The organism is Veillonella sp., assembly GCF_041333735.1.
Lineage (GTDB): Bacteria > Bacillota > Negativicutes > Veillonellales > Veillonellaceae > Veillonella.
Genome location: NZ_JBGKFB010000001.1, coordinates 107,719 through 125,319, shown reverse-complemented (window position 1 = coordinate 125,319; position 17,601 = coordinate 107,719). Strand labels below are relative to the sequence as shown.

The 17,601-nt window shown below is 39.0% G+C and carries 14 protein-coding genes; all 14 read left to right on the top strand.

The annotated features are described in order from the left end of the window. Positions 1-68 precede the first annotated feature (68 nt). The 14 genes from ACDF53_RS00595 (at position 69) to ACDF53_RS00530 (ending at position 17,588) form a co-directional block, all read left to right on the top strand. Positions 69-875 (top strand): MBL fold metallo-hydrolase, encoded by an 807-nt coding sequence (locus ACDF53_RS00595; RefSeq protein ID WP_227721122.1) that lies wholly within the window; start codon positions 69-71, stop codon positions 873-875. A 3-nt stretch (positions 876-878) separates the two neighbouring features. Further along, a complete protein-coding gene (gene rlmH, locus ACDF53_RS00590) occupies positions 879-1,358 on the top strand; it encodes a 23S rRNA (pseudouridine(1915)-N(3))-methyltransferase RlmH (RefSeq protein WP_295794286.1) in 480 nt (159 codons plus the stop codon). A gap of 204 nt (positions 1,359-1,562) precedes the next feature. Further along, positions 1,563-2,018, top strand: a complete 456-nt coding sequence (locus tag ACDF53_RS00585; protein ID WP_005385985.1) for a CBS domain-containing protein — start codon at positions 1,563-1,565, stop codon at positions 2,016-2,018. A gap of 163 nt (positions 2,019-2,181) precedes the next feature. After that, complete coding sequence (gene tig, locus ACDF53_RS00580; RefSeq protein WP_105089448.1) at positions 2,182-3,486, top strand: trigger factor; 1,305 nt, start codon at positions 2,182-2,184, stop codon at positions 3,484-3,486. 36 nt (positions 3,487-3,522) lie between these two features. Beyond that, on the top strand, positions 3,523-4,116 hold the full coding sequence (gene clpP, locus ACDF53_RS00575) for an ATP-dependent Clp endopeptidase proteolytic subunit ClpP (protein ID WP_005385987.1): 594 nt from the start codon (positions 3,523-3,525) through the stop codon (positions 4,114-4,116). Between the two features lie 12 nt (positions 4,117-4,128). Then, on the top strand, positions 4,129-5,382 hold the full coding sequence (clpX, locus tag ACDF53_RS00570) for an ATP-dependent protease ATP-binding subunit ClpX (protein ID WP_295805120.1): 1,254 nt from the start codon (positions 4,129-4,131) through the stop codon (positions 5,380-5,382). A gap of 65 nt (positions 5,383-5,447) precedes the next feature. Beyond that, complete coding sequence (lon, locus tag ACDF53_RS00565; protein WP_005385995.1) at positions 5,448-7,757, top strand: endopeptidase La; 2,310 nt, start codon at positions 5,448-5,450, stop codon at positions 7,755-7,757. Next, a complete protein-coding gene (gene yihA / locus ACDF53_RS00560) occupies positions 7,757-8,455 on the top strand; it encodes a ribosome biogenesis GTP-binding protein YihA/YsxC (protein ID WP_105089446.1) in 699 nt (232 codons plus the stop codon). The genes lon and yihA overlap by 1 nt, the downstream gene beginning before the upstream one ends. Further along, positions 8,452-9,423 (top strand): polyprenyl synthetase family protein, encoded by a 972-nt coding sequence (locus ACDF53_RS00555; protein WP_370815169.1) that lies wholly within the window; start codon positions 8,452-8,454, stop codon positions 9,421-9,423. Before yihA ends, ACDF53_RS00555 begins: the two co-directional genes overlap by 4 nt. 1 nt (position 9,424) lies before the next feature. Then, complete coding sequence (gene tatC / locus ACDF53_RS00550; protein ID WP_296005593.1) at positions 9,425-10,315, top strand: twin-arginine translocase subunit TatC; 891 nt, start codon at positions 9,425-9,427, stop codon at positions 10,313-10,315. Positions 10,316-10,336: 21 nt separating this feature from the next. Continuing rightward, positions 10,337-12,994, top strand: coding sequence for a valine--tRNA ligase (locus ACDF53_RS00545; protein WP_370815168.1), 2,658 nt, complete (start codon positions 10,337-10,339; stop codon positions 12,992-12,994). 12 nt (positions 12,995-13,006) lie between these two features. Next, entirely contained in the window at positions 13,007-14,314 is a 1,308-nt protein-coding gene (locus ACDF53_RS00540; RefSeq protein ID WP_370815167.1) for a folylpolyglutamate synthase/dihydrofolate synthase family protein, read from the top strand. Between the two features lie 9 nt (positions 14,315-14,323). After that, positions 14,324-15,562, top strand: coding sequence for an O-antigen ligase (locus ACDF53_RS00535; protein WP_119208523.1), 1,239 nt, complete (start codon positions 14,324-14,326; stop codon positions 15,560-15,562). A gap of 520 nt (positions 15,563-16,082) precedes the next feature. After that, positions 16,083-17,588: an acetyl-CoA hydrolase/transferase family protein gene (locus ACDF53_RS00530; protein WP_039969068.1), complete on the top strand. Its 1,506-nt coding sequence runs from the start codon at positions 16,083-16,085 to the stop codon at positions 17,586-17,588. The last annotated feature ends 13 nt before the right edge of the window (positions 17,589-17,601 follow it).

Below are 17,601 nucleotides of genomic sequence, written 5' to 3'. Positions count from 1 at the left end.
AAAGTGATAATAGATTGACTTTCACAGACATATGTAAAAAATTATGATTTAGTATATGGAGTGTTTTGATGAGTGAATCCTCACCGTTGGAGGTCCATGTTCTTGCTAGTGGTAGCAAAGGCAATTGTACAGTAATAAAAAAAGGGAACTCCGTCATATTGCACGATGTGGGCATTAGTTGCCGGCGCATCGTCAATGGTTTAAAAGAATTGCATATCGATATGGCACAGGTAGAGGGCATTTTTATCAGTCATGAACATAGTGATCATATTGCAGGTCTTCAACAATTGTTGAAACGTTTTGATATCCCTGTGTATACGAAACAAGGGACGTGGCGTGAAATTCAAGATAAGTTAATTGTGCCAAAGAATCAATTAATAGAATTGACTAAGGGGAGCCTCTCTCTTGGTAATCTTGTAGTCGAGTCTTTTGGCGTTAGTCATGATGCGGCTGATCCAATAGGTATTAATGTATTTGCTGGAAAAGATAAGGCTACTGTCGTTACCGATACGGGTGTAATTTCTGATAGTATCTTACATCGTATGGATGATACGACTCTGTTAGTACTAGAAGCCAATTATGATCCTCATATGTTACGGTTTGGTCCTTATCAACCATTTTTAAAACAACGTGTTGCCAGCGATGAAGGCCATTTAAGCAATGAAATGGCTGCCCGAGCTTTGCTTATGATGAAGCGACCTGACTTTATGCAAGTTATTTTGGCCCATCGTTCTGAAAATAACAATAATGCCATCCTTGTTACGCAAACAATAGGACAAATGCTCGTAGATGGAGGCATTCGCATTGGACCGGAAATGAAGTTGCAACATGGACAACCTAATGAAATTGTGTCTATGCAATCTGTAAAGAGGTAGAGTATGAGATTTTATGTAGTTTGTATTGGCAAGTTAAAAGATGCTTACTTGCGCGATGGGGTAGCAGAGTTTGTGAAACGGATGCGACCTTATGGTGGGATTACCATTACTGAACTAAATGAAAGTAAAATTGGGGATAAGCCGAGTGATGCAGATCGAAAACAAGTCGTTGCAGAAGAAGGGGAACGTTTATTAAAAGCTGTTCCAAAGAATGCTTATACAGTGTTGTTAGATGTGTACGGTAAAACGATGTCCTCTGAAGACTTGGCCAAAACAATAGCTAAACTAGAAGTCGATGGTATAAGTGATATGGCATTCATCGTTGGCGGTGCTTTTGGCGTAAGCGATGAGTTGCGCAAGTCCGTAAATTATAAATTATCCTTTAGTCCTATGACATTTACCCATCAAATGGTACGTTTATTACTAGTAGAGCAAATTTATAGAGCATCTAAAATTAATCGCAATGAACCTTATCATTGGTGATGTAGTTAATTTAAATAGATCGTATCGCTTGAATAAATAATATATATTATGATGAGTGCAGATTGATTTTGTATTAGTATCAGAAATACTATTTGTAATAGCCTTATAAATTATTTATATAATGTTCTTATAAAAAAAGGAGTTTTATTATATTATGTCGAATAGTATAATAAAGCAAGATGTATTTGTAAGGAGGAATTCACTATGAAAATCCAAGAAGTAATGAATAAATACCCTGTTACTGTTGGCAAAGATGCGCCAATTTCTGATGTAGCTGATTTGTTGGTAAAATATAATTTAACAGCTGTTTCCGTAGTGGATGACAACAATAAATTATTAGGTATTATTTCTGAAGGCGATTTGCTTTACAAAAAAGTACGTCCTCATGTACCTCACTATGTAAATGTATTAGGCGCTAGTATCTATTACAATGGCATTGGCGAATATAATGCTCAATTTAAAAAATTGTTAGCGTCTCATGTTCATGAGTTGATGACTGAAGAAGTAATTACAACTACACCGGATAAAGATGTAGAAGAAATTGTATCTGTTATGCTTGATCAACATTTGAAAAATGTTCCTGTAGTAGATAAGGATTACCATTTGATTGGTATCTTATCTCGCCGTGACATCATCAAATTGATTGCTAAAGATAACTAATTCGCATAATTATGTAATACATAGAAAGACCACCCGTTTTGGGGTGGTCTTTTAGTGTAAATTGAGAAGAATTGCATTGACCTTGCATTTATGTTATTATTAGGAGTGCATAATATACTACAGAAATTTGGGCGTATTGCCCTTCGAGGAGGACATATTTTAAATGAAAGCAACTGTAAATCCTGTTGATCAACACGTAGTAACGTTAACTATTGAAGTACCTGCAGCAGAAGTAGATAAAGGCATTAAACAAGCTGTAAAACGCATTGCAGGTCAAGTAAACATTCCTGGCTTCCGTAAAGGCCATGCGCCTCGCCGTATTTTAGAAATGAACTTCGGCAAAGACGCTATCTTGGAAGAAGCATTCGAAGTATTGGCTAGCCAAAACTACAGTGCTGCACTTCGTGAAAACGATATCGTTCCAGTATCTGAACCAGAAATCGAACGCGAACAATTCGAAGAAGGTAAAGACTTGATTTTCAAAGCTACTGTAACTAAACGCCCTGAAGTTAAACTTGGCGATTACAAAGGCTTAGAAGCAGAAAAACAAGACGCTACAGTAACTGATGAACAAATCGAAGAACAATTGAACAACATTCGTGAACAACAAGCGAAAATGGTTGTTGCTGAAGAAGGCGCTACAATTCAAAAAGACGACTTCGCAGTAATCGACTTCGCTGGTTCCGTTGACGGTAAACCATTCGATGGTGGCGAAGGTAAATCCTACCCATTACAAATCGGTTCTGGTAGCTTCATTCCTGGCTTCGAAGATCAATTGATCGGCGCTAAAGCTGGTGATGATGTAACTGTAAAAGTAACATTCCCTGAAGACTACTTCGTAGCAGAACTTGCTGGTAAAGAAGCAGAATTCAAAACTCATATCCATGACATTAAACGTAAAGAGTTGCCTGAATTGAACGATGAGTTCGCAAAAGAAGCAAGCTCTTACGAAACTATTGAAGAATTGAAAAAAGATCTTCGCGCAAAAATGGAAGAAGAAGCTTCTCGTCGCGCAATCGATACTTACAATGCTGACTTGATTCAAACAGCTGTTAAAAATGCAACTGTAGACATCCCAGAAGTAATGATCGAAGATCGCGTAGAACAAATGATTCAAGAATTGGCTATGAACATGGAAGGTCGTGGCTTGAAACTTGATGACTACTTGAAATTCTCCAACAAAACTATCGAAGATTTACGCTCTGAATACAAAGATTCCGCAGCTGAAAACGTACGCGCTGATTTAGTATTAGACGCTATCGCAACTGCTGAAGGTATCGAAGTAACTCCAGATGATATGAACCGTGAAATCTTCATTATGGCTCAAAACTTTGGGGCAGATCCTAAAGAAGTTTGGGATATTATTGCAAAAGAAGGTCGTGTAGCTATGTTGGCAGGCTCTGTAGCTCGCAAAAAAGCAGCTCGATTCATTATTGATAATGCAAAAGGCGCTGAAGCGGCTAAATAATAGTTTGCTCAACTAGGTACATGAAAAGGTGAATATATGTATGTACCAATCGTAGTTGAACAAAGTGAACGCGGCGAGCGTTCCTATGATATTTACTCTCGCTTGTTAAAGGATCGCATTATCTTCCTAGGTGGACCTATCGACGATAATGTGGCAAATGCGGTTATTGCGCAAATGTTATTCCTAGAAGCAGAGGATCCTGATAAGGATATCCATTTGTACATTAATAGCCCCGGTGGTGTCGTAACTGCCGGTATGGCTATTTATGATACGATGCAATATATCAAACCAGATGTGTCTACCATTTGTGTAGGCTCTGCGGCGAGCATGGGTGCTGTGCTTTTAACAGCAGGTGCTAAAGGTAAACGCTATGCGTTACCTCATGCGCGCGTTATGATTCACCAACCATTAGGTGGTGTACAAGGGCAAGCATCTGAAATTGAAATCCATGCCCGTGAGATTCTTCGTATGCGTGAAGAATTAAATGGTATCTTAGCTTCTCGCAGTGGACAAGATATTGAGGTTGTAGCGCGCGATACAGATCGCGATAACTTCATGAGTGCTCAGGATGCCGTTGAATACGGCTTAATCGATGAGGTACTCACAAGAGAACCTGTAGAAAGCAAGTAATGGAGGCGCCCCTTGGCAAAAGATAAAGACACTATGCGCTGCAGTTTTTGTGGACGCACAAGCGAAGAAGTCCGCAAATTAGTAGCGGGTCCTAACGTATATATTTGTGATGAATGCGTTGAAGTATGTGAACGTATTATCGCTGATGAGTTAGGTGACGTAGAGGCGGATGACTTCAACTTAAAAGAATTGCCAACGCCGAGAGAAATTAAAGCTCATCTTGACGAATATGTTATTGGTCAAGATGATGCTAAAATCTCTTTAGCCGTGGCTGTATATAATCACTACAAACGTTTACAAACAGATAATGTAGTTGATGATGTAGAATTACAAAAGGCTAATGTTTTATTCATTGGTCCTACTGGTAGTGGTAAAACACTATTGGCTCAAACCTTAGCGAAAATGCTAGAAGTACCATTTGCTATTGCAGATGCTACAAGCTTAACTGAAGCTGGTTATGTAGGGGAAGATGTGGAAAATATCTTGCTTAAAATTATCCAAGCTGCAGATTATGATATAGCTCGGGCTGAACGTGGTATTATCTATATCGATGAAATTGATAAGATCGCTCGTAAGTCTGAGAACCCTTCCATTACACGTGACGTGTCTGGTGAAGGTGTACAACAAGCATTGCTTAAAATCTTAGAAGGTACCGTAGCTTCTGTTCCACCTCAAGGTGGCAGAAAGCATCCAAATCAAGAAATGCTTCAAATCGATACTACAAATATTCTCTTTATTTGTGGTGGTGCATTTGATGGTATGGACAAGGTTATTACTAAGCGTACCGCTAAGAAAACCCTTGGTTTTGGTGCAGACGTACAGCGCAAAGAAGAACGTAATGTATCAGCTATCTTAAAAGATGTTGTACCTGAAGATTTATTGAAATTTGGTTTAATTCCAGAATTCATTGGTCGTTTACCTGTTATGGTAACATTGGATCAATTAGATAGAGAGGCATTAATTCAAATTTTGACAAAGCCTAAAAATGCATTAACAAAACAATATGAAAAAATTCTATCCCTTGATGGTGTAGAGTTAACTTTCACTGAAGATGCATTAGAAGAAATCGCTGATGAAGCATTACAGCGAAAAACAGGTGCTCGTGGTTTGCGTGCTATCATTGAAAAGGTGATGAAACGCGTTATGTTCGAGGTTCCTTCCATGCCGGAAGTAGCTAAGTGCATAGTAAATCGTGAATCCGTGTTGAGCACAGGTGAACCTATACTCAAAAATGAGGCAGACCAAGACATCCAGTTGAAATCGTAATTCGAAGAAACTCATTTCTGTGTAGGAATGAGTTTCTTTTCATAATATAAATACCTGGAGGAAGTATGAATTTACTCGAAGTTGGGATTCCAACTGTACCTCTTAGAGGCATGGTTGTATATCCGAATATCGTGATTCACCTCGATATCGGTCGAGACAAATCCATTAAAGCGGTGGAAGCCGCAATGAACGAGGATCGCATTTTAGCAGTTGTCAGCCAAAAGGATGATGCTGTTGATGCGCCAACTGTTCATGACTTAGCCCAAATGGGTACATTAGTAAAAATTAAGCAAATGTTACGCTTACCAGGTGGTATTGTACGTGTTCTTGTAGAGGGCATTACACGTATTCGCGTAATGAATATTACAAGTATGGATCCGTACTATGTAGGGGACTACGAACGTGTAGCTTCCGAATTTGAAGACGATGTTGAGCTAGAAGCATATCGTCGTTTGGTTCAGTCTAAATTCGGCGAATGGGCTGAAGAGGCTAAATCTGTTACAGATGAAGGCGTTACACGCGTAATGGAGTTACGCGACCCATGTGAATTGGCTGATCAAGTTGCGTTCTTATTGCCTATTAATAACACTAAACGCCAAGAGTTACTTGAAGAATTATCTGTAGCTCGTCGTTTAAATATGATTGTAGGCATTTTGAATATGGAATTACAAATCTCTGATTTGGAAAACTCCATTAATAATCAAGTACGTCAATCTATGGAAAAAGCGCAAAAAGAATATTTCTTACGCGAAAAAATTCGTGTTATCCATGATGAATTGGGTGACAAAGGGGATCCAGAGGAAGAAGCTGAAGAGTTACGTGTTAAATTAAAAGCACTTAACCTTAGCGAAGATGTACATGAACGTATCGATAAAGAAATTTCTCGTTATAGCCGCATGCCACAATTAATGCCAGAAGCAACTATTTTGCGCAATTACCTAGATTGGGTATTGGCGTTACCGTGGAATGAATTGACTGAGGATCGCTTGGATATCAAGGAAGCTCACGCTATGCTTGAGGCGGATCATTATGGCCTTGAGAAGGTTAAGAAACGCATCCTTGAATTCTTAGCTGTTCGTAAGTTAACTGGTAAGAATAGTGGTTCTATTCTTTGCTTAGTAGGCCCACCAGGGGTTGGTAAAACATCCTTGGCTACGTCTATCGCTAAAGCGATGAACCGCAAGTTCATCCGTGCATCCTTAGGTGGTGTTCGCGATGAAGCCGAAATTCGTGGCCATCGTCGTACGTATATTGGCGCATTGCCAGGTCGTATGATTCAAGGTCTTAAGAATGTAGGCACTAAGAATCCTGTATTCTTATTGGATGAAATTGATAAATTAGCATCTGACTATAAAGGGGATCCATCCTCTGCATTATTAGAGGTATTGGATCCAGAACAAAATAGTACATTCAGCGATCACTTTATCGAAGTACCATTCGATTTCTCTGAAGTATTCTGGATTACAACGGCTAACGTTGCATCCAATATTCCTGGTCCATTGTTAGATCGTATGGAAATCATCGAGTTATCTAGCTATATGGAACAAGAGAAGTTAGAGATTGCTAAGCGCTATTTAGTACCTAAACAAATCAAGAAAAATGGTCTTGAAGATTACAAGGTTAAATTATCTGATGCAGTGTTGAAAAAGGTAGTTTCCGAATATACTCGTGAAGCGGGTGTTCGTACCTTGGAAAAAACGATTGCTAAGATTTGTCGTAAAATTGCTTATAAAGTCGTTGAAGAAGGTGGAGATGCACCGAAAGTAACGACAAAAAATCTTCACGAATTCTTGGGCGCTCCAATCTTTGTTGACCAAGAGCGTGAAAAGAAACCGCAAATTGGCTATGTAAATGGTTTAGCTTGGACTTCTGTAGGTGGCGTTGTATTGCCATGTGAAGCAACTACTATGAATGGTACAGGTAAACTTGCATTAACTGGTAGCTTAGGTAAGGTTATGCAAGAGTCTGGTCAAGCTGCGATGAGCTATATTCGCCACAATGCAAAAGCCTTAAAAATCGAAGACGATTTCTATAAGAAACTCGATATTCACGTTCACTTGCCTGAAGGTGCAACACCTAAGGATGGCCCTTCTGCAGGTATTACAATGACATTGGCTATGGTATCTATCTTAACAAACCGCAAGGTTCGTTCTGATATTGCCATGACTGGTGAAATTACATTGCGTGGCCGTGTATTACCAATCGGCGGTTTAAAAGAAAAGTTATTAGCAGCCTTGTCTAATGGCATTAAAGAAGTATTGATTCCGAAAGGCAATGAAAAGGATATTGCAGAATTGCCTGACATTGTAAAAGAAGGTCTCATTATTACGCCAGTTAAGACAATGGATGAAGTATTAGCAAAGGCACTTGTGTAATGCAAAAAAAGAAAAAATCCACTAAACAAATGGGCCCAAAACCACAATATACACGAAAAGAACCGAAGGGGCCTCGTATTATAGCAGCAAAATATAATACTTCCTGTGTGAAGGCGGATCAATATCCTGAAGGGGATACTGTAGAAATTGCTTTCATCGGACGCTCTAATGTGGGCAAATCTTCGTTGATTAACTCGTTGTGTAATTATCGTGGGTTAGCCCTCGTTAGTGGTCAACCAGGTAAGACAAAGACGATAAACTATTTTGATGTGGAGTCAAAAGAGGATATTTCTGAAACAGAGGAGCGCCGTTATCATTGGTTCCTCGTTGACCTTCCTGGTTATGGATTTGCAAAGACAAATAAAGGAAACCGCAATTTGTGGTCTTCCTTTATTGCCGATTATATTTTACATTCTGAACGATTGATGTTGTTATGTTTACTAATTGATGGTCGTCATCCAGAGATGCCTATTGATAAGGTGGCTTATGACTGGCTCGTTGAAGCTGGTGTACCATTACAAATCGTAGTGACTAAGGTCGATAAATTAACAGCTAAAGAAAAATCTGCTAATTTAGCGATTATTAAAGAAATGTATCCCACTGCAACGCCGCCAATTCTGTATAGCTCTTTGAAGCATACAGGCCGTGAGCTTTTACAACAACGCATCAATAAAGTTCTAGTAGGAGATGAAGCATGAGTCAAACCAATGAATTAGAGATTATGGAACGCATCGCTCTAGATTTAGAGGGTGTGGAAGAGTCTCTTGCATCATCTTTTAATACAGGTGCAGAAGACTTTAATGCACTGATTCGACCATTATCTGCTGCAGGTGGCAAGCGCTTGCGTGCGCAATTATGTTTATTGATTGCTAATGCAGGTACATCTGTAGAACATCAGCGTATTAGAATTGCTGAAGCTGTAGAAATGCTTCATTTAGCGACACTGATTCACGATGATGTATTAGATCAAGCTGAGATTCGTCGTGGTGAAGAAACGATTCATATGCACAAAGGCAATAAGGTAGCCATCCTTAGTGGGGACTACTTATTTGCTAAAGCATTCCAAATCGTGTCTGAAATGCCTAATATGAAGTATTTACAGGTTTTTTCCCATATTATTACTTGCCTTGTGGAAGGTGAGTTCATGCAAATGGAAGATGTATATCGCATTGATCAAGGTATTGAACGGTATATGACCAAGACCCAAAAGAAAACAGCAGACTTTATGGAAGGCTGTATGGAATTGGGTGGCCTCTTGGGGGGCTGGAGCGAATCTGAAATCGTTGAGTTGAAAAAATATGGTCATGCTTTGGGCATGGCATTCCAAATCACTGACGATATTATGGATTATCGTGAAACAACAGAGACGACTGGTAAACCAGTGGGGAATGATCTTCGCGAAGGTTTATTGACATATCCGTTGTTAAGTATCGTCAATGATGATAATAAAGATAAACTGCTTGCAGATATTAAGTCCTTAAATAATGGCGGTGATGAGCAGGCGATTATCGACTATGTTATCAGTCAAGGTGGTATTGATAATACATTAGCTGTAGCTGATCAATATTGTAAAGATGCTTTGGCAGCACTCGATGCTGTACGCGATTTCCCAGGCAAGGAATTCCTTGTGATGGCAGTAGAAAATTTAGCTGATAGAAAGGTATAATATGGAACCATTCGAACCAAAACCGGACTTCGAATATCCCATACAAAAACCTTCTTTTGATAGTGTAGTTCGTCAAAAGCGTCGTGAAGCTGAATTAAAGGCTGAGCAAGAACGGTATAAGGTGGCAAATCAGCGGGTTCCTGAGGAACCGGAAGATGAACCTATTTATACTGAAATGGAACAGAAAATGATGGACGAAGCGCGGGAACTATCCCTTGTGGGCCATCTATCTGAATTGCGAAAGCGTCTAATTATAATGGCTGTTGCAGTTGTTATAGGAACTTGTATTTCTTATTATTATGTAGACTTTTTATTGGAAATACTCCTAAAACCAGCTGGTAAGCTCTATTATATGAAACCAACTGAAGCCTTCTTTACATATATGAAGGTGTCTATAGTAGGTGGTCTTATTATAGCGGCGCCTATTATATTGCATCAGATTTGGCTATTTGTTAAGCCAGCCCTTACTGTACGAGAAAAGCAGTTATCTAACTGGATCTTACCGGTTGCCATAGGACTATTTGGTATCGGTATTGTATTTTCTTATTTTCTCGTGTTACCAGCAGCCGTTAAGTTCTTTATGGGCTTTGCTACAGACGAATTACAACCGCTATTTTCCATTGGTCAGTACATGGACTTTGTATTATCCTTTGTACTACCCTTTGGATTTATCTTTGAGTTGCCGTTGATTTTAATCATTTTGGGATATTTCAACTTAATTACATCGCGTTTTTTAAAAACGAAGCGAAAGATATTTATTCTTATATCCTTTATCATAGGTGCTGTCATTTCACCAACACCGGATATGTTCTCTCAAACGATGATTGCATTGCCTATGATATTGCTATATGAAACGAGCCTATTTGTATTGGCTAAGATTATGAAGCGCTAAGGAGTTTATTTAGGAGGAACGATGAAAACCTACGAAAATTTAACCACTTATAACCCCGGTGAAATAGAAGGGAAATGGTATTCTTATTGGGAAAACCAAGGATACTTTCACGAAGAAGTAGACACAAATAAAGAACCATTTAGTATCGTATTGCCGCCTCCTAATGTAACTGGTATGTTGCATATGGGCCATGCTTTAGATAATACATTGCAAGATATCCTCATCCGTTTCAAACGCATGCAAGGCTACAATGTGTTGTGGATGCCTGGTACTGACCATGCTGGTATTGCTACACAAATCAAAGTAGAAGAGATGCTCGCTAAAGAAGAGGGGAAATCTCGCTATGATTTAGGCCGTGAAAAATTTGTAGAGCGCGTATGGGAATGGAAAAAAGAATACGGTGATACTATCGTAAAACAAATCCGTAGCTTAGGCGCATCTTGTGACTGGTCTCGCGAACGCTTTACATTGGATGAAGGATACTATCATGCAGTGCGTGAAGTATTTGTAAGCCTTTATGAAAAAGGTTTAATCTATCGTGGTGAACGTATTATCAACTGGTGCCCTCGCTGTGCTACTGCTTTATCTGATGTTGAAGTTGAACATGAAGATGAACATGGCCACTTATGGCATATTAAATATCCTGTAAAGGGTGAAGAAAATCGCTTTGTAGTTGTTGCTACAACTCGTCCAGAAACAATGTTTGGTGACGTAGCCGTAGCAGTAAATCCTGATGATGATCGCTATAAAGATCTCATCGGCAAAACATTGATTTTGCCATTTGTTAATCGAGAAATTCCTGTTATTGCCGATGACTATGTAGATGCTAGCTTCGGTACAGGTTGTGTAAAAATTACTCCTGCTCATGACCCTAATGACTTTGAAATGGGCCAACGTCATAATTTGGAATCCATCGTTGTTATGAACAATGATGCCACAATGAATGAAGGTGCTGGCAAGTTTAATGGCATGACTCGTGAAGAAGCTCGTAAACAAGTAGTAGCAGAACTCAAAGAATTAGGTTTACTTGAAAAAATCGATGATCATGACCATGCAGTAGGTCATTGCTCTCGTTGTAATACAATTATCGAGCCAATGGTATCTAAACAATGGTTCGTAGATATGAAACCATTAGCAGAGCCAGCTCTTAAGGTTGTTAAAGACCACGAAGTAGAGTTTGTTCCTGAACGTTTTACAAAAACTTATGTAAACTGGCTTGAAAACATCCGCGACTGGACCATTTCCCGTCAATTGTGGTGGGGCCATCGCATTCCTGCATGGTACTGTGATGACTGCGGTGAAACAATCGTAAGCCGTGAAGATATTACTGAATGTCCTCATTGCCACGGTCATGTTACACAAGATCCAGACGTTCTTGATACATGGTTTAGCTCTGGTTTATGGCCATTTGCTACTATGGGGTGGCCTGAACAAACACCAGAACTTAAACAATGGTATCCAACAAGTGTTCTTGTAACTGGTTACGATATCATCTTCTTCTGGGTTGCTCGTATGATTTTCATGGCTCTTGAGTTTGAACATGAAATTCCATTTAAACATGTATTTATTCATGGTCTTGTGCGCGATAGCCAAGGTCGTAAAATGAGTAAATCCTTGGGTAATGGTATTAACCCTCTTGAAGTTATCGACCAATATGGTGCTGATGCATTGCGCTTTACTCTCGTAACTGGCAATACACCTGGTAACGATATGCGCTTCTATATGGAACGCGTTGAAGCAAATCGCAACTTTGCTAATAAGATTTGGAATGCATCCAAATTTGTATTGATGAATCTTACAAATTATGATGAAAGCTTCGTTCCAACAGCAGATGATTTGACATTAGCAGACCAATGGATTGTTCAAAAATACAATGAAACAGTACAAAGTGTAACTTCTAACCTAGATAAATTCGAACTTGGTGAAGCGGCAAGCTCCGTATATGACTTCATTTGGAATACATACTGTGACTGGTATATTGAGTTAGCTAAACCTCGTTTATATAACGATGGTAATGAACGTGATCGTCGTACAGTTCAATACTTACTCGTAACAATCTTGCGTCACATGCTTGAATTATTACATCCATTCATGCCGTTCGTAACAGAACATATTTGGCAACACTTGCCTCATGAAGGGGATAGCATCGTTGTCACTAAATGGCCAGAAGCATTGAAGTTTGATAATCTTGAAGGTGCAGCACGTCAAATGGAAGTTATGATGGATGCCATCAAAGGTATTCGTAACATGCGTGCTGAAATGAATGTGCCTTTAGGCAAAAAAGCTGAGGTTATTGTGGCGCCAACAGATGAAGCATTGGCTCAAACTGTAGCAGATCATAGCGATTACTTCGTAACATTAGCTTGGGCTGAGAAGGTAACCATTCTTGGTGCCGATGATGCAAAACCAGAAAATGCAACTGTAACAGTTGTCAATGGTATGGAAGTATATCTCTTGCTTAAAGACTTAATCGATGGCGAAAAAGAAAGAGAGCGTATTGCAAAGGAAAAAATCCAAATGGAAAAAGAAATTTCTCGTTTGGAAGGTAAATTGTCTAACCAAGGCTTCCTAGCAAAAGCTCCTGAAGCTGTAGTAGCAAAAGAAAAAGAAAAGTTAGAAGAATATAAACAAAAACAACAAGCGTTATTGGAACGTGAAGCGTTCCTTGAAACCTTATAATAGGAGGTTTATATGACATATCAAGAGGCCTTAGCCTATTTAGAACAGGCATCTTCATTCGGTATTAAGCCTGGCCTTGAACGAATAACAGCCCTTATGGAAGCCTTAGGGAATCCACAAGAGGACTATAAAATTGTTCATGTTACAGGAACGAATGGTAAGGGCTCGGTTACCTCATATATTTCCTACGCACTGTTTACAAGTGGATTACGGGTGGGGCGATTTACATCGCCTCACCTTCAATCCTATACGGAGCGAATTCAAATTAATGATGGAAATATTACAGAGGAAGCCTTCGGTAATCTAATTAGCCGTGTAAAAGTGGCAGTTGATACTATCATTAGTAACGGCACAGAAGCACCAACGCAATTTGAAATTTTGACGGCTGCAGCCTTTTTGTTCTTCAAAGATCAAGCTGTAGACTATGCAGTGATAGAAGTTGGCTTAGGGGGATTACTAGACTCCACAAATATTGTGACTCCAAAAGTATCTGTTATTACCAATGTAACAATCGATCATCAAGCCTACTGTGGTGATACTGTTGAGGAAATTGCACGTCATAAGGCAGGGATTATTAAATCTAAAGTTCCTGTTGTAACGGCTGCACAGGATGCACCGCTTCGTATTATTGAAGAGGTAGCTAAAGAGAAGCATGCTAAAGTATATGCTTTCAATAAAGACTTTGGTATAGATAGCCGTAGTGCTGTAACTGGTGGCCAAATGATTACGGTTAGTACTAATGATGCCGCTCCTGCAATGTTGTTTACGACAATGGCAGGCATTCACCAATCTGTCAATCTTGCGTGTGCATTAATGGCTGTACGGTTACTGATGAAAGAAGATACTAACATCAGTGAAGAAACGATGCGTGAAGGATTTGCTCGCACTACGTGGGCAGGTCGATTTGAAGTTAAACGAGGCTTGGATCGCACCTTTATCTTTGATGGTGCTCATAATGCGGCAGGTGCTGAATCTTTCAGTATGACCTATGCTGAATTATTTAAGGACACTCCAAAAACGATTGTGATGGCAATTCTTAAAGATAAAAATCAGGATGCTATTATCCGCGAAGTTGTTAAGGCAGGCGATACGGTTCTAGTTGTACCAGCTCCAACAGATAGAACTGAAGTGCCAGAGGTTTTGGTTGAGAAAATACGTCACATCGTTCCAAAAGCTATAGCGCAAACAGCAGATTCTGTTGAAGACGCATTGGCTTTAGCATATAAACATACAAAAACTGGTGATATTATCACTGTTTGTGGTTCTTTATATATTTTAGGAGATGCTCGTCAGTGGTTTAACCATGAGATGAGTCACTAAGGTGAGCCTATGGAACTCTCACTTATTCCTAATCAGAAGAGAATTACATTTTATATTGAACGTTTAATTTATGGCGTTGTTGTGGCCATGCCTTTGCAACCAATGGTGGGTGATGTGCTCCTTTGGCTAGCAATAGGACTTGCACTATATGATTTAATATCTAGTAAATCTTTGAGCTTACCAACAGGCTATTTATCGTGGTCTGTTATGATTTTTGTAGTATGGACTGGCATATCTTCTATAGTGTCAGAAAATTGGGATTGGTCAATTCAAAGTTGGTTTTATCAAATTGTGGCCAGTGGCGGTATGTATTATTTAGTTCGTACATACATTCAAACGCCTAAACAGTGGAACTATTTTCTTCGTGCCTTGCTAGGTACTGCAGTTCTAGTGTGTATTATAGGTGCGTATCAATATGTATTTGTTCCTAATATACATATTAAAGAGTGGGTAGATGCGGCACAGTTCCCTAAATTGATGCGTCGCATGTCGTCTACATTACAAAATCCTAATTTATTGGGCGCCTATCTATTGATGGTACTCAGCGTATGTATCAGTTATATCTTGGTATATATGAAGGAAAATCGTACGCGCGAAGTTATTTCAATGCTAATTATAGGTATTATATTATTCTTAACGATGCTATTAACCTATTCTCGGGGAATTTGGATTAGCTTCGGAGCGATGATTTTGTACTGGGCAATCTTTGTGGAGCGAAGATTATTCTTATCCCTATTAGCAGTGCCAATAATTTTATATTTTTATGATGGTGAAATAGCTTCAAGGCTGTGGTCTATATTCCAAGGTCATGATACATCCGCTGATCTCCGATGGGCCTTATGGGATAGTACTATGTATATCGTAAGAGAAAATCCTATCTTTGGTATTGGGTGGAATACATTTTATTTAGTATATCCAGACTATAATTACTATATTCAAGGACCTCACATCTTGATGTATCATGCTCATAATTTATATCTTAATATGTTAGCTGAAACAGGTATTCCAGGATTACTATCATTCCTAGCAGTTATCGTAGGTCATGTTATTACATCTATAAGACTTAAAGGCGATATATTCCGTCAAGCTGCACAAATAGGTGTAGGTGCTTTGGCTATAGGTGTTTTATTTAGTGGCTTATCTGATTTTGAGCTATACAGTCATCAAGTGACTATTGTATTTTGGCAATTGTTTGGCTGGGTAGGGGCCTTTGTAAAAGTTCAACTGTCTGCTGATAAATCTGCATAATTGTCATATCTTGTATAATTAGCATGTTTTATGGTAGATATATAATTTCATAATATGGTATAATTAATACATACCTTGGGTAGGTACGTATTAAGTAGTATAACCGGTTTTCTAATGTTAGACATAATTGAACATTATCGTTGGCATTTGAAAGCCGGTTTTTTGTATATCATTGTATCTTTATAGGGAGGTGTATGGTCTAGTTCTTGTATATGAGATGTTGTTTTGTATTGAAAAGTGTCTATATATTGTATAGAGAGAGTTCGATTTAATTGAAAAACATCAATATATGCCATAAATCGATAATTCCTGTGAGTTATAGCGATGTGAATAAAACTTATGTGAATATATGAAAATCTATGCATTTTAATCATAATGCACCCATAAAGTGTGATGAAAAATACATTTTAGTCATATAAGTTGACAATACGTTGGATGTGGACTACGATGAAGTCGGTTTAAGGAACGACCAAGAGATCAAACTGTCGTTTATACAATGTTACTCTTAAAGGAGATGGTAATGGTGATAGACATCAAAGACCGCGTTAAATGTGCGGCCCTCCAAGGTAAAATTGTCACTGCTTATGATGCAGCTCTTTTGATTAACCCTAACGATAAAGTTGGTATTTCCGGCTTTACTCCATCTGGTTATGCAAAAGCAGTGCCATTGGCATTGGCAGAAAGAATGGAAAAAGAACCATTCAAAATTGATTTGTGGACAGGTGCTTCCGTAGGTGATGAAGCTGATGGTGCGTTAACTCGTGCTAACGGTATCAATCGTCGTTTCCCATATCAAACAAATGGGGATACACGTAAAGCCTTAAATAGCGGTGCTGTTAAATACATCGATATGCATTTAAGCACAATGGCACAAAATGTTCGCTATGGTTTCTTTGGCGATTTAGACGTAGCTATCGTAGAAGTTTGTCAAATCAACGAAGATGGCTCTTTAGTACCTACAACATCTGTTGGTAACTCTCCAACATTTGTTAGTCAAGCTAAAAAGGTTATCGTAGAAGTAAACGTATCCCAACCACTTTCCTTGGTAGGTATGCATGATATCTATGAACCACTCGATCCACCACATCGTAAACCAATTCCATTGGAAACACCTGGTGATCGTATTGGTACTGAAGCAATTCCTTGTGACCCAAGTAAAATTGTTGCAGTTGTACCTTGTGATGTTCCTGATACAACAAGACCTTTGGCACCTATCGATGATGATGCAAAAGCAATGAGTCAACACCTTATCAAATTCTTCGAACAAGAAATTGCAGAAGGTCGTTTACCTAAAAACTTGCTTCCATTACAATCTGGTGTAGGTTCCGTAGCAAATGCGGTAATCAGTGGTCTTGCTAAAGGCCCATTCACAGATTTGTCCATCTATACAGAAGTAATCCAAGATGGTATGTTCGACTTGATTGATGCTGGTAAAGTAACTGTATGTTCCGGTACTGCATTAAGTCCTTCTCCAGATGGGTTGAAACGTTTCTATGCGAATATTGATGAATATCGTAAAAAAATCATTCTTCGCCCACAAGAAATTTCCAACAACCCTGGTATTGCTCGCCGTATTGGTGTCATTGCCATGAATACCGCTATCGAATTTGATATTTTTGGCAATGTAAACTCTACTCATATTATGGGTAGCAAAATGATGAATGGTGTTGGTGGTTCTGGTGACTTTGCACGTAGTGCTTATCTCACTATTTTCTGCACTAACTCCGTTGCTAAAAATGGCGACATCAGTTCTATCGTTCCATATGTATCTCATGTGGATCACCCAGAACATGACACTATGATTTTCTGTACAGAACAAGGTGTTGCTGACTGCCGTGGTTTGAGCCCAGTGGAAAGAGCTCGTTTGATCATTGAAAAATGTGCTCACCCAGACTACAAACCTATGTTAACTGAATACCTAGAAAAAGCATTAGCTGCAACAAAGAATGCCCATACACCTATGTTGCTTGATGAAGCTCTTTCTTGGCATAAACGCTTCACAGAAACTGGAAGCATGAAAAAATAACCTGTTTTTTTAG

What these genes read in the sequence shown, in the direction of transcription:
- ACDF53_RS00595 (WP_227721122.1), top strand. Translation starts at nt 69, where the DNA reads ATGAGTGAATCCTCACCGTTGGAGGTCCATGTTCTTGCTAGTGGTAGC.
- rlmH (WP_295794286.1), top strand. Translation starts at nt 879, where the DNA reads ATGAGATTTTATGTAGTTTGTATTGGCAAGTTAAAAGATGCTTACTTG.
- ACDF53_RS00585 (WP_005385985.1), top strand. Translation starts at nt 1,563, where the DNA reads ATGAAAATCCAAGAAGTAATGAATAAATACCCTGTTACTGTTGGCAAA.
- tig (WP_105089448.1), top strand. Translation starts at nt 2,182, where the DNA reads ATGAAAGCAACTGTAAATCCTGTTGATCAACACGTAGTAACGTTAACT.
- clpP (WP_005385987.1), top strand. Translation starts at nt 3,523, where the DNA reads ATGTATGTACCAATCGTAGTTGAACAAAGTGAACGCGGCGAGCGTTCC.
- lon (WP_005385995.1), top strand. Translation starts at nt 5,448, where the DNA reads ATGAATTTACTCGAAGTTGGGATTCCAACTGTACCTCTTAGAGGCATG.
- yihA (WP_105089446.1), top strand. Translation starts at nt 7,757, where the DNA reads ATGCAAAAAAAGAAAAAATCCACTAAACAAATGGGCCCAAAACCACAA.
- ACDF53_RS00555 (WP_370815169.1), top strand. Translation starts at nt 8,452, where the DNA reads ATGAGTCAAACCAATGAATTAGAGATTATGGAACGCATCGCTCTAGAT.
- tatC (WP_296005593.1), top strand. Translation starts at nt 9,425, where the DNA reads ATGGAACCATTCGAACCAAAACCGGACTTCGAATATCCCATACAAAAA.
- ACDF53_RS00545 (WP_370815168.1), top strand. Translation starts at nt 10,337, where the DNA reads ATGAAAACCTACGAAAATTTAACCACTTATAACCCCGGTGAAATAGAA.
- ACDF53_RS00540 (WP_370815167.1), top strand. Translation starts at nt 13,007, where the DNA reads ATGACATATCAAGAGGCCTTAGCCTATTTAGAACAGGCATCTTCATTC.
- ACDF53_RS00535 (WP_119208523.1), top strand. Translation starts at nt 14,324, where the DNA reads ATGGAACTCTCACTTATTCCTAATCAGAAGAGAATTACATTTTATATT.
- ACDF53_RS00530 (WP_039969068.1), top strand. Translation starts at nt 16,083, where the DNA reads ATGGTGATAGACATCAAAGACCGCGTTAAATGTGCGGCCCTCCAAGGT.